The sequence below is a fragment of the Rickettsiales bacterium genome (genome assembly GCA_025210695.1).
GTDB lineage: Bacteria > Pseudomonadota > Alphaproteobacteria > Rickettsiales > CANDYO01 > CANDYO01.
On record JAOARE010000020.1, the window covers coordinates 75,504 to 90,785 of the forward strand.

The 15,282-nt window shown below is 30.3% G+C and carries 3 protein-coding genes; 1 reads left to right on the forward strand and 2 read right to left on the reverse strand.

Translation table 11 applies throughout. The features are described from left to right. Positions 1-118 precede the first annotated feature (118 nt). Together N4A31_03550 and N4A31_03555 are read right to left on the reverse strand one after the other, a co-directional pair. Positions 119-499 carry a hypothetical protein gene (locus N4A31_03550; protein ID MCT4635309.1) on the reverse strand — a complete coding sequence of 127 codons (381 nt, stop codon included), beginning with the start codon at positions 497-499 and terminating at the stop codon, positions 119-121. A gap of 109 nt (positions 500-608) precedes the next feature. Then, positions 609-851 carry a hypothetical protein gene (locus N4A31_03555; protein ID MCT4635310.1) on the reverse strand — a complete coding sequence of 81 codons (243 nt, stop codon included), beginning with the start codon at positions 849-851 and terminating at the stop codon, positions 609-611. A 778-nt stretch (positions 852-1,629) separates the two neighbouring features. Between N4A31_03555 and N4A31_03560 the strand changes: the two genes are divergently transcribed. Continuing rightward, positions 1,630-15,279, forward strand: coding sequence for a tetratricopeptide repeat protein (locus N4A31_03560; protein ID MCT4635311.1), 13,650 nt, complete (start codon positions 1,630-1,632; stop codon positions 15,277-15,279). Positions 15,280-15,282: the final 3 nt, after the last annotated feature.

A 15,282-nucleotide genomic window follows, 5' to 3' on the forward strand; every position in this document is an offset into this window, starting at 1 on the left:
TGCATAGGTATATGACATTAATTTTTATATAAAAATTTGCAATAAAACCTGCCGGTACTCCAACTCTACTACTTTGCGAACTCTTCTACAAACCTGTATTTATTGATGCTTGCCGATTTCAAAAAGCTAAACATGAAACGGAGATTGGAGATAAAATATGAGAGATTGAGTTTGAGCCAGCTGAAATTGGCGGAGTGAATGTTTCAAAAAATAAATTTCCTCTAATTCTGGAACTAAGGATTCTTGCTGTGTACAGAGGGGTAGACGAGTTTGCACTTCTAACGAACTGTTGGTGAACCTCAGCAATTGCCTCTGCCCTATATTTTATAACTTCTCTACATTTATCAGAAAAAATTACTTTATCTATTTCATTCAATAAATCGCTATCTAAAAATTCCACCAGCCTAGAAATTATTTTATTTATATTTTGTGGTATTATCAGTCCACGTTCTCCTAGTAACCCTCTAATTTCATTAGCTAAAGAGGTGCGAGATTTCACTAATCTTTCTCTTACTCTGTGAATTCGTAAACACTTTGCTGTTCTATTGTTTTAATTGATACAAAACGCATATTTGGTCTGGATACTGCTTCACAAATTGCTTCAGCATCTACTTGATCATTTTTATTAGATTTAAATATGGCTTAACAAATTGCGGTAATAGTAATTTCGCCTCATGACCAAGTTTGCTAATTTCTCTAGCACAATGATTTGAGCTGCTACATGTTTTTATTCTAATTAAACATTTCGGTATATTAGCCATAAAAGTTAAAAATTCATCTCTTTGAATCTTTTTCTTTAAAACTATTTTACCATTTTTGTCTATTCTGTATATAGGATAGGTCCATACCATTAGACCCATGCATATCAATTAATTCAGCTGCTGTTCTGGCTGGAATTCCAACTACAAAATTTTCTAGTAGTTTTTTTGCTCTCTTTTTGTGAGTTTACAATACTTTAAGTACATTTATACGTCCTAATTTATTAAAAGGCAGGTGTCCAGACCCAAATTCTTTATCCTAGGGGGTGTTAGAAACTATAGTTGAAAGAAATTCTGATTTTTTATTTCAACTATTTCATAATTTAAATGGTGGAAATATAGATTTTCTTGAGGAAACTATTATGGCTCTCCGTCGGTATCACAGGTGATCATATGCTTAAACTGTATATTTAGATTAGTTCTCTTTCTTTTATAACAATCACTGATGTTTTTTAGGTTTCGCTACTTTAGTTTGTTTTGGAAGGGTTCTCGGCTGGCGAGTATTAACTATTGAGAATATATGTTGTGCAGGTTGTAAATATTAATTGATTTAGTAACACATACATGTTAGATTCAAAATATTAATATATTTAATATCTTATTTGCAAGTTAGTTATAAACTAGTGATTAATTGGGATGTAAGTAGTAAAAATGTATAAGGTTAGTTGGTTAGATAGAGGCAATGTATTCAAGATCCCATGGAAAAACTCTATCTACATACCCTCATATAATTTACAACAAAATATATTCTTTAATCATTTTACTTTTCTAATTATCTACTTTCTTTATTACAAACTGAATTTTCCTTAAGTTTGCACCTAGATAAGTTTTTTAAAACTTTTGATGTTAATCTTAATGATGGGTTTGTGTTATGCCAGAGGAACTAGACTACAATGAGAAACTTAGAATATTTCATGATACTTTTGTAAAATATACATGGAATTATCTGGAGTATCAAAAAGCAATAGTATACAAACAAGAAGTTCCGCCAATGACTACTCCTTTTCGTGAGAATGTTGCAATGCTTAGGTGTATTCCTATAGTTAAAGATGGAGTAGATATAGTTTCCTGTGTGAGTGAGTTATGGAATGGTCGTCTTTATGAAGTTACTGCATCCATAAGTATTAATAAGATATTTCCTTCCTCAGGCATTCTAACAGTACAGCTGTTATCCAAAGTAATACAGAAAGTTGCTATTTATATTGAAGATAAATTAAACCAATTTCAAAGTCAGCAGGAAATAGGAGCATTTGCTACAGCCGCTACAGTAAAGCTCATTTCTTCATTAAAAAAAATACCTTCAAGTGAAGTTTCAGAACTTACGTCAGAGCACCTGATTGATACTATAATTAAACAAGATGGTTGGTTTAGAAGCGATGCATTCTCTATTTTGCAACCACAAGAAAGTAAAAATTATCATTTTATATCGGTTGCAGAACTAAAAGAATATATAGAAGAAAGAAATATTGATAATGCTGAGAGGATATTTGCAGAAATTGAATCTAGTGCAATATTGGCAAATAAAATTGAATCATTATCTACTGCAGTCGTTACTGATTTCTGTGAATATATTAGAACTACATATAACTTACCAGATAGTCAACAAATAATTCTTCTTATAGATGAGTCTTCCTTACCTCCAAGATATTTAATTTTAGAAGCAACAGCATTCAATACAGATATAAGTAGTCTTAGAATGGATAGACTTGAAGCAAAGAACGATGCACAGCAGAACCCAAGTCCACATGTTAATGGAGAAAGCCAAGAAATAAACTTTGATAATGTAAGAGGAGGAATCAATAGTTTTGTTGGTAGAGACAACATTCTCAATAATATACATAAATATTTTGCAGCATACGAAGGGGCTATTCAAATAATAGGTGGTTTAGTAGGTGTTGGAAAAACTCAAACAGCTCTTCGTTATGCTAATGAACATAAAGAAGAGTATGATTATAGAGTTAGATTGATTACAGCAGAAAGCGAATCTACTTTAGAAAGGTCATTTAGAGAATTCGCGGAAGATTTATCAATTAATATAAGACATTCTAACTCTAAAAGAGTAATAAAGTTAGTTTTAGATAAGCTTGAAAAACAACTACCAAAAAGCCTTATAATATTTGATAATGCTATGGATAAGCGGAGTTTAAATAAATATCTTCCCAGTTTAAAAGCGTTAAAGAAACATCATATCATTATCACCACAACAAATATGAAAGATTGGGAAGATAGCTCACCATCAAAAGAGTTTAATGCACTTAAATTATCTCCATTTTCCGAACAAGAATCTATCGAATATATAACGCATACTTTGAAAGATTATTCTACAGAAAATGTAAGGGAGTTGGCTCAGTTATTCAGTTACATCCCTTTAGGTTTTACTCAAAGTGTAGCTTTTATTCGATCTTCTGAAATAAGTATAGACGATTATCTAACGGAATATAAGCAAAAGAGTGCCTCTCAGCTACATATAAATATGCATGATTTATCTTTAGAAGATGACAGTGAATTTGCACATGTTTCCAATATATATACTAGTCTTGCAATGGTGTTAGAGCGCATCATAGTATCTACCCCAAATGCATATAAAGTCATAAAGCTATGTTCATATTTAAGAGCGGAATCTATTCCCCTCAATTTATTTGACAGGCTATTTTTATACAAAAGTGAAATAAATAGAGTTGTGTCTGTATTAAAAGGATACTCAATCTTATCAATTAGAACTAAGAAAAATCATCAATTTATAGACATGCATAGAATATTTCAAGAGGTAACTATGATGCAAGTAAGCATTGAAGAAAAGATTAATGATATTAAAGGTATGGCACTAGATATAGTACAGCAAAAATTATTTACTAGAGATAATACAACAAAGCAAAAACACGAAAGTAATAAAGAATATATTGCTCATGTGGAAAGTATTATAGAAAAAGCTAAAGAATTTAATATCGAACCAAATGCAGAATTAGTTTATTTAGAATTATCTGTAGCAGTTTATTATGATTTTTACAAAGATCACCAGAAAGCAAATGAACAATTACTTTCTTTAAAACAATCCTTAGAAAATTTAGTTAGAATTACTGATGATATGTCTTCAGAAATGGTAACTTCATTATTGGCAGAAAAATTTAATACTCTTCCTACGATATATGCTCAGATTTGTTATCACTTAGGGAAAACTTATTTAAGTTTATGGCAAGAGTCAATTGAGTCCAATGATTTGGAACAAGCTGATGTCTTGAATAAAAATGCCTTAAAAGAGTTTGAAACGGCAATCGCTATTAGGCATATAATAGATGACTCTCCAGGATTATATGATGATAGCTTTAATGAAGGTGAACCTAGGCCTATGGATAGCGTAATATTCCAAAGACAGGGAATATTATTATGGTATCAATTACAAAAAAATATAGCAAGTTTAGAAAGAGCTTTGGGTGGATATAAAGAATTAATAGAACAGGAATTACTCTATTCAAAAGATCAAAGGGATAAGTTTAACCTAGAGACCTGCAGAAGGCTTTCTATAGAATGTATGAGTGAAATATTAGATGCCACCAATTCTAAAGATATAGAACTAGAGTTAAATATATTGGATAATATAAGAAGAACATTTCGCATACCATTTCAAGGAAGTTTCACTACTATTGACAAAAGAATCCTATTAGCAGAAGAGCTTTATAAAGCTTTAGAATTAAAAACAGAAGAATTTGTTAGAATAGGTAGAGAGTATAACTTAATTGGAAAAATCTTTTTAAGGATTTATATTACTACTAATGCTTCTCAAGATCTTGAGTTATCTAAACAGTTTATCTTAAGAGCTAAAGAATTAGAAGAATTAGGAGATAGGAAGAGTTTTATTCTTGAGGATGCCAATAAACTTCTGGATAGAATTCATAACCTAGAGAATTTGTTAAAGTTAGAATATAGGTCAGATAATATTGTTGGTTCTCTAATTGAAGGTGATCAAATTGCCACTATTTTACAAGCTACTAAAGAAAAATATGGTACTGAACATAGAGTTGAGTTCACTCCCACCTTAACAGAAGAAAATATAACTCCTTTTCTAGAACGAATTACATCTCCCCTTGCAATTAAAAAAGTTCAGTTTGCGGCCATCAATATTTGTTTAGAGAGTGGTGAAGATAAGAGAAGCGATGAGCATTGGGTGTCATATGTTCAGATTCCCAATATAGAAGATGCTGATGGCAATGTTGTTAGCGTGAGATCAATCATTATTAACTCAGCAAGTGATATCTATTCTCAATCTCTTGATAGGCTCAAGGATAAAATAGAAAATATTTTTTTAGATAAACGAATCCAAATAACTTTACCAGTACAAAATTTAGATTATCAAAAAAGGGACCTAGAATTATACCAGGATTGGAACACATGTGGAATTTGGGTATGTCATTTTTTTGAGGAAATTTTTAAAATAATATCTAATGTTGAAAACATTTCTGATATTAAGTTTAATGAAATATTAGATCACATTAATATTTCTCAAAAAAGACAGAAATACGCTGATTTACTTCAGTCCATAAGTAATTCCATTAACGACCAAAATACCAAAACTACAAATTTAAGCTCTGAAGAAACTCAATTTAGTTTAGACAGCATTCTTAGCAGAATTGATGCATCCATTCGCCCCTCGCCCAATGACAAAGTATTATCAGTAGAAAATAAAGCTTTGATAGATGTAATAAAAGCAAATTTATATCCACCTAGTTTAGAAAATGAACTACCTGAAAATGAAATAAAACGTTTAGGAACGCTAGTTTCTAGTTTCACTCAACTTGGAGAAACATTGATTCATGAAGCAAAAAAGAAATTAATCCCCAAAGAACTTAGAGCAAAACATCTATTACAAGCTACTAAGTTTTTTAATTATGCAATTAGTATATCTAGTGGAAAAGATATAGACTCTAGAATTGCAGTAGAAATGATTGAATATATCAATAGTGAATTGATAAACTTTGCTGAAGGCGCTACTGCTTTTGCTCAGTCTGCACTTACTAATGCTATCAATGATAAATCAGAGTTATTCACTTTAAGAGAAAATGCAAGAGAAATAATTCAAGAAATAGAAACTTTATCTGATATAGACAAAGTTACTAGAACTAGAAGCTTATTTGAGACTATTGCTGATAGAATGCAAGAATTTTTAGCAAGGCTATTTCAAGAAAGCGAGAAAATGTTGGGAATTCCTCCTTGTAAATATTCAGTAATAGGTTTGGGATCTATTGCCCTTAAAACAATAACTCCATATTCAGACTTAGAGTTTGCAATAATTATTGAAAAAGAATCTATAGAAATAAAAGAATATTTTAAGAAGCTAACTCAGTTAGTTCATTTTAGAATTATTAATTTAGGAGAAACAGTGATCCCTTCAAGTGCTCTTGATGACTGTGATACAGATCACTTAGTTAAAAAAGGCGTAAGCTTTGACCTAGGTGGTAAAACTCCCCTTGGAAGAGAAGATAAAAATTATGATTTGGTTCAAACTATAGATGGAATGCTACGTTATTTAAAAAATGAAGAAGATAAAATTGAGCATATTGATAAAAATTTACCCTATATTTTAGAAATTTCTAGTTCTGTATATGGTGATTTAAGTTTATATCAAGATTACGTTGAGCAAGTGCAAAGTTTCTTATTTGACGAAACAAATTTTGATGGGATTCCATATTATGAAATACGAGCAATAAAAAGACTAAAAGAGGGAGTGGTTGAATATTATAAAACAGAGCAAGGAGAATTACCAAGACATAGTTTAGGAGACCTAGAAACTTTTAAACCAGATAGGCTTTCTCAAGAGCAAATAGGAAAATTTTTTGATGCAAAACAAGAAATTTATAGGTTGCCTGACAGGTTAATATATGGACTTGCTCTTTTATATAAAATATATCCCAGTAACCCTTGGGATGCTATTAATCAACTAAAAGAAAAATCTATAATTGGTGTAGGTGGCAATGAAGAAGAGGTTCAGTTTAACCTACAATATCTAATTAGTTTTGCAGTATGCTTAAGATTAAAAGTGTATATATATAACAATAGTCAGAAAGATGAAGTACATTTATTTGATGTAGATGGATTACAGCAACTAAAAACTCATGATCTTGATTCATTACTTAGTAGAGGAAATGTAGCTTTTCTTAATAGGGGGTTCACTTTTAATACTGAAGATTTATCTGAAGATGGGGAGCTTTTTAAGTTTTATTATATCTCTATTCCTTTTCATAAAACTCTAACAAAGTTAATTAGTAAGTATCATGATTTAAGCATTGAAGAAAGAAATATTTTTCTTGCGGAAGGAATTCTATCCGCTAATGATAACACTATAAAAGGAGTAGTATACTATAGGCTTGGAAAACTTTTGGATTCGATAACATATTTGAAAGAAGCAGTTTCAGAAATTTCACAAACTTTCAATCAAGCTCTACAAACTTTTGATACAAGTAAATTATCTTTAGAATTTATAGAAAAATGTTGTTTTGTTTTATCAGTTTTATCCAATGCATATAGTAGATCTGGAGAGTATTCGAAATCAGTTGAAGTTCAAAAGAGATTTATAGAATTATTGCAATATTTATATCCAGATGGTAATGAATTTGTTGCAGATGCATTAGAAATGCTAGCTACTTCTTATTCTCAAACCGAAGATTTTAAGAATTCTTTGGAGTGTCATTTAAAAAGTTTAAAAATTAAACAAGCTCTATATGAAGATACAAATATTGCTATAGCCCAGTCAATGAGTAATGTAGCTAGTTTATATCGTATGATGGGTGCTTATGATACGGCTCTTAATTACCTTGCAAAAAGCTTACAGATATATGATTTTAAAGAAAGTAAACCTAGTGCTCTTCAAATTAATTGTTTACAAAATATGGCAAATGTTTACCTAGACCTAGGTAAATATGATAAAGCTCTTGACTTCTATATGAAAGCTTTTGAAATTGCTGAGTTTATCTACAAAAATTCTATTCATCCTGTTATATCATCTCTTCTGGGTAATTTAGGCGTGCTATACCATAAAAAAGGGCTTATAGATAAAGCTATTAGTTTCTTTGTTCAAAGTTACCAAATGAACAAGATTATATATGGCACTGAAACTCATCCATCGGTAATACGTGCTTTGAACAATTTAGCTACAGTTAATTTAGAGCGTGGCAATTTTGATTTAGCTGAAGTTTATATATTACAAGTTCTTGAAATGCATATCTCTTTTCAAAGAGGGGATCATAGTGGAATTGCTTCATGTTATTATCAGCTTGCAAAATTATACTATCAAAAGGGAGTTTTAGATAAGGCTTTAAAATATATTTCAAATGGAATGGAAATATTAGAATCTATTAAAATTACAGGAACAGAATTTCATCCCGACATATGTGATTACTTAAATTTTTTAGGAGTTATTTATGATGATAAAGGAGATTTTATTAAAGCTCTTGAACATACGCTGCGGGGACTGGAAATTAACAAGTTAATGTATAAAGATGATTCTCATCCAAATACAGTACAAAGTCTATGTAATATTGCCATGGTTTATTCTGGTATGGGTGAGTTTGATCAGGCTATATCATATTATGAGCAAGCCTTAAAAATGCAAGAAGACTTATATAGAAGTTTAAGACATCCTAATATTGCTAAAAATCTAAATAGTTTAGCAAATGTTTACGTTAAGAAAGGAGAGATCAATAAGGCTATCGAATTATACAACCAGGCTTTAGGAATACAAGATAGTATTTATGATATTATTACCCCAATTACTCTATCAATTTCGGATAATTTAGCCGTAGCTTATATTGAGGTAGCTAGATATGAGGAAGCATATTTTATTCTGTCTAATAATCTAGTGAAATTAAAAGAAATGCATGGAGGTGAAGTTCACCCGAGTATTGCAAGTTTATACGGTAATTTAGGAGGACTTTATTTCAAAAAACAAGAATTAAATAAGGCTGTCGAGGCATTCGAGTATGCGCTTAAAATACAAAAAGAGATCCATGTTAGTGTTATGCATCCTAATATTGCTAGTATCTTGGGAAATTTGGGAGAGGTGCATTTAGCTAAAGGAAATTTTGAAATAGCAATAGATTATTATTCACAGAGTTTGGAAATAAAAAGAGAAGTTTATAATAATAGCCCCAGCCATGATATAGCTAAAAGATTAAATAATCTTGGTATTGCTTATTTGAAATTAGGAAGAATTGAACAAGCTATTGAGAGTTTCGAAGAAAGTTTACAAATAAAAAATAAAATTTATACAGATGGCATTAATAAAGAAATTTCTTCATCTTTGATGAACTTAGCCCAAAGCTTTATGAAAATAAAGAATTTTAATAAAGCTATAAAATATTATACCGAAGCTCTAAAAATAGAAAGAAAATTAAATGAAGAAGAGAGTAGTTCAGATACAGCAGATATTCTTAATAATTTAGGGGAGGCCTATAGAGAAAGTGGAGAATACGAAAAAGCAATAGAATGTGGCTTAGAGTGTTTAGAGCTTAAAAAAGCAATTTATCAGAACGGAATTCATGAAGAGATAGCATCTTCTTTAAATAATATAGGCAATGCATACTCCGGTGTAGACACAGAGTTAGCTCTAGATTTTTACATTAGAAGTCTTGAAATAAAGCAAGCAATTTGCCAAACGCCCAATGAAGAAAAAGTTCAGACATTAATGAATATAGCAAAAATATATTTGCTAAATAAAGATTATGACAATGCCCTTCAATATTTCTTGCAATGCATTGAAAGTCTAGATGTGATATATGACGAAGGTATACATCAATATACTGTGTGGTGTTTAGTTTCTATTGCAAGTATTTATAATATTTGGAAAAATTTTGAAACTTCTTTGAAGTATATAATACAAGCACATGAAATTAATAACAAACTTTATACTGCACCTCATAAGGAGATAGCCACATCTTTAAATTACTTGGGTGAGGCATATATTGAAATGAAAATATTTGATAAGGGATTTAAGTGTTTTACAGATTGTTTAGAAATGAGGAAAGATTTATATAGAACAATGCATGATCCTGACATACGTCTTGCATTTAATAATTTAGGGGTTGCCTATAGAAAGTTTATAGAACATTATAATTTTTCTCCTTTTGCTACTGTTGAAGCAGGAATGGCTCATCTTTTTGGTAAATATGATTTTACAGATTATAGACCACACTATGATAAGGCAATATCTTTATATCAGGACGGACGAATAAATAGTTCTATTGATGAGTTCAGGATTGCGCTTATTTTTATTCCAAAAGAGTTAAAAGATTTCTATAGCTTGATATCTCACCAGCTGGGAATAGCATATCTAAGAGAGTTATCTATAAAATCTGATAATGACGAGATAAATTATAATGAGTATTATAGCAAAATTGATTTTGCATATAAAGAGGCCATAGAACATAGTAGTTTACAAGTTGATAAGAGTGTTAGAGTTGATTATGCGCATTTCCTAATTATTTCTAAGGATTATTCAAGGGCTGCAGAACAGCTTTTGAAAGTTATAAATAGTAATGAAAGTTCCGACGATAAAAGAGAGAGCATTCTTGATGTTCCAAGCATCATAGATGATGATATTGTTAGAGAGCAATATGCTTATAATTTAATTCTAATGAATTACGAAAAATTAAATGAAATTGTAGAACTGGAAAAACTTGATGATTATTTAAATGCTTTCAGAGATAACCTTAGATTAAAAGCAAATGTTCGAGGTTTTTTTCTTCTTGAGGAAGTATTGCGCAAATTAGGGCATTTTGAAGAATGTTCAGTATTAATAGCTAGAGCAGCTGACCTAGAAATTAAAGAATCTCAGAGAAATGGACAACAATCTGAACTAAGAGTAGAAACAATTGTTGATATTTCTGAACTTCTAGCAAAATCAGAAGTAATAGAATTAGTAAATATAATAAAAGATAATATTTATCCTCCTATTTTAGATCAGGAAACACCAGAAGGAGAGAAAACAAGATATGAAAAATTAGTTTCAAGTTTTACTCAAATTGGCGAAGTTTTCATTCGTGAATCTGATGATGAATTAGCAACCAAGGAAAGTAAAATACAAGCTCTGATAGAAGCAAGTAAATTTTTTAATTACGCAACTAGTATAGCTGCTGGTAAAGATATTGACTCAAGTGTTTCTAGTGCCATGATTGAGTATATTAGTAATGAGTTACTTTCTATATCTGAATCTACAAATATTCTTACTAGTACCATACTTGAAATTGCTGAACAAGATAAATCAGGTCTCACATCTATAAGAAATGAAGCAAGAGAGAGAATTGAAGAAATTGGTGCATTGCCTGAAATAGAAAGAATTGCAAAAACAAAAGATTTATTTGAAAAGATCTCAGATAGAATGCAAGAATTCTTGGCAAGATTATTTCAAGAGAGTGAAGCAATATTAGGCGACGCTCCCTGTGGATATACAGTTGTTAGTTTAGGGTCCATGGCACTTAAAACAATAACCCCATATTCTGATCTTGAGTTTGCAATAATTATTGAAAAAGACCCTTCAGAAATAAAAGATTATTTCAAGAAACTTACTCAACTAGTTCATTTTAGAATTATTAACTTAGGTGAAACAGTAATTCCATCTAGTTACCTATGGGGCTGTAATACTGATCACCTCATTACTAAAGGATTAAGTTTTGATTTAGGTAAAAAAACTCCATTAGGAAACGAAGACAAGCATTATGATCTAATTCAAACTATAAATGGTATGATGCATTATCTAAGAAATGAAAATGATGAAATTGAACGTATAGATAAGAATTTACCTTATATATTAGAAATCTCTGATTATATATATGGCGATTTAAGTTTACATCAAGCTTACCTTGCTCAAGTGCATGATTTCTTATTTGAAGAAACAAATTCTGAAGGACATCCTCATCATGAAGTAAGAGCAATAAATAGATTAAAAGGAGGAGAGTTGACTACACATAGCTTATTAGGTGATTTAGAAAAGTTTAAGCCCGATATTTTATCTCAAGGAAAAGAGGGAAAAACTTTTGATATGAAGCGGGAAATATATAGATTACCAGATAGGCTGATTTATAATATTGCATTATTTTATGGTATAAAATTAACAAATTTATGGAGCATTGTAGATTTACTTTCAGAAAAAGAGATAATACCCACCGCAGATGCATTCCAAAAACTACAAAAAGTTATTAGTGATGCTAATTTTTTACGCTTAGCCAATTATTTAAAGTTTAACTCACAACAAACCCATATCCCCCAAGAAGACCATCTATTAGCTGATGATGAATTGTTTGAGTTTTATTATACGATACTTCCTCTTTATCAAAAAATTGATAATTTTTGTTCTTGCTATCAAGAGTTAAACTTGCAACAAAAGAGAAACTTTTTTCAACCAGAGGATTTTTATGATAATAACAATGCAAATAGGGGGTTTGTGTACTATAGATTAGCAAAATATAATGAAGCAATTGAATGTTTAGAGAAAGCTGATCTTGAATTTCCTGAACAATACTCAACTCAAATATTAAACGTCCTATCCACTATTTATTTAAGGTTAGGAGCTTATGATCAAGCTCTACAATATAGTCAGAGATCTCTAGAAAAGCAAAAGATTCTCCATAACGATAAACCACATGAAGACATTGCTGGATATCTATATAACATTGCTACAATTTATAGAGCAAAAGGAGAATATGAACTTGCTGAGCAATATCATCAAGATAGCTTAAAGATGAGAAGAGAGCTTTACGGAAAAGAAGGTAATTTAGAAGTTGTAGATTCTTTGAATGGTTTGGGAATACTGTGCAGTAATAAGGGAGAGTTAGATAGAGCTATAGGGTTTTTTGAAGAGAGTATAGAGATCATAAGAGAACTATCAGGTAATACGCCTTCTCATTCTGTAATAGTAGCTATTTCTGGGTTAGGTAATATCCATTATACCAAAGGTGATTTTAAAATGGCTTTAAAATATCATATGGAAACATTAGAAATCAAAAGAACTCTTTATCAAAATACAATCCATGTTGAAATAGCGTCTTCTTTAAACAACATTGCCAATATTTATTCTAGGCTCGGTGATTCTAAGAAAGCAATTAAGCTTTATAAAGAAAGCCTAAATATTAAAAATACCATTTATAAAGATTCTACTACTTCTGATATTGCAGATACATATAATAACTTGGGTGAACTACACAGAGATGTTGGTGATTTTACTACAGCAGTTTCTCATCTAACAAAAAGTTTAGAAATCAAAACAGAAATTTATCAGAACGATAGGCATCCTTCTATAGCTGCCACTTATAATGGTTTAGGCAATGTATATTTTACATTACAAGATTTTGATCAAGCAATCGAATATTACAGTAAAAGCTTAAAGATGAAAGAAGATTTCTACAAAGGGTTCCATCATGAGATGATTCCTAGTCTTATAGGTTTAGGAAATGCATATGGAGGTTTAAGAAAGTATGACGAAGCAATTAAATATTTTGAAGAGGTTCTAAAAAAAGGCAAAGGCATTTATGGTGTTTCTGATAATCCAGATTTTGATTACTATGTGCATTTAGACACAGTAATGGCTTTAAATAATATGGGTAATATTATTTATAGAAAAGGTGATTTTGAAAGGGCTTTAGAACACTATAGTCAAAGTTTAAGAATGCAAAGATTTATTTATAAAGAAGCTATAAATAGTAATTTGGCTCATACTATAAATAATATAGGGGCCTGCTATCAAGAATTAGGAGATTCGGATAAGGCAATAGAATACTATACACAAAGTCTAGAGATGAGAAGGATTGTTTATCAAGATATTGTTAAATATCATTCTGAGATTGCTGATTCTTTGGCTAATCTTGGAAAAATATATAGACAAATTGGCGAAATAGCAAAATCCAATGAATGTTATCAAGAATGCCATCAAATTAGAAAACACATCGAGGGCTTCCCTAGCAAAGAGGTTGCAATAGCTTTAGCTAATATTGCAATAAACTTTAAGGAAAGTAAAGATATACTTAAGGCTATGATTCATATTCATAAAGCATGGAGAGAAATTTTACAAATAAAAAATAACGAAGGTAAAAAGTTTGTTTTAGTGTCTTTAGAAGAAATAGCAAAAGAATTTTCAATGCATTTCAAGTTAGATCCTGAAATAATTACAAAAATGGTTATTACTTTTGGATTTCAAAATAAAGATATAGAGAATTCTGAGTTACATTTTTTAAAAGCTATCTCTAGTTATGAAAGCAATAATATAATGGAGGCTATCAATTCCTATGAATTAAGCTTAATTTTTATTACCGAAGAAAATGCACATGCCAAAATAACAATATACCATAACTTAGCATGCATGTATCAGGCTGTTTCTCTAACTGAAAGAGAAAAGCAAAATGTTGATTTGGCGAATGAATATTATGTTCGAGCAATATTTTGTTTTGAAAAAGCTATAGAGATTAGTGGAGCAAACATAAAACAAGGATTAAGCGTTGAATATGCTAATTTTCTTATTGGCAACAAGAGATCTTCAGAAGCTGTTGATTATTTACTAAATGCGATTTCTGGAGAAAATGATGGTTCAGGCCTGTGTTATGGCTTATTAGAAAAAGAATCTGTTGCTGAAATTCTTAAAAACAAAATAGAGTTAACTGGTAAAAGCATTTATATTGTACCCAAAGAATATGCATATTACTTACTTATGCACTATTACAAAGAATTATCTAGTGTTGCTGAGCTAAAGCCTCAAGCAGAATATTTGCAGGAGTTTAAGTCCATTATTAATAGCACATTAGGATATTATTTATATGGTCAGATTATTCAAGAAAAAGGATTAGAAAACGATGTTTTCCTGAGTACTGGTGATGGACTGAAGTTTTTATCTATAGCTGAAAAAGAATTAAGTGAAGAAGGTTTTAAAAAACTCTTTGAATTTTGTAGTAGCAAACATATTGAAGATTCAGTTCTATCAGAAAGTGATATACAAGAAATTGGGGCGTTATTTAATTTATTTCTCGATTCTCAAGAAGATCTAAATTATGACTCTAAGGTTTCAGCAAGTCAAGGTAACGAACTTTTAAAAACAATAGATAAAATAAAAGATTTTGTTGGTGAAAAAGAATTAAGCAATCTACCAGGATTTTACCAATATATTTTTAATGCATTATCTAATAATCATTTTTCAAAATCAGCTACTCAAGTACTAGATATAGCTAGAAACTTAATATCTTCATTAGAAAAATTAATAGATATAAGTCTATATATTCAAGATGAAGAAATAGAAGAAAACGGAGATATTGGAACAAGTTTATGGACTCAATTAGAAGGCTTACTTGAGTTTACTGGAAGTGGTCAGAGATTTATAGGATCCCCAAAACCACCATATTTTGATCCAGGGGATGATGATCATGGTGGTGGAAGTTCATCATTTAGCAGCAGTGCTGGAAGAGGCAGTGAAAATGAAAACATTACTGAGTCTATAGTAATTTCTCTAAATGGGACTGTTTTAAGTAATAATACATTTGAAAATGATATTTAGAAT

Excerpts from the sequence above, each read along its gene's own strand:
- N4A31_03560 (MCT4635311.1), top strand. The coding sequence starts at position 1,630 with ATGCCAGAGGAACTAGACTACAATGAGAAACTTAGAATATTTCATGAT.
- N4A31_03555 (MCT4635310.1), bottom strand. The coding sequence starts at position 851 with ATGGTATGGACCTATCCTATATACAGAATAGACAAAAATGGTAAAATA.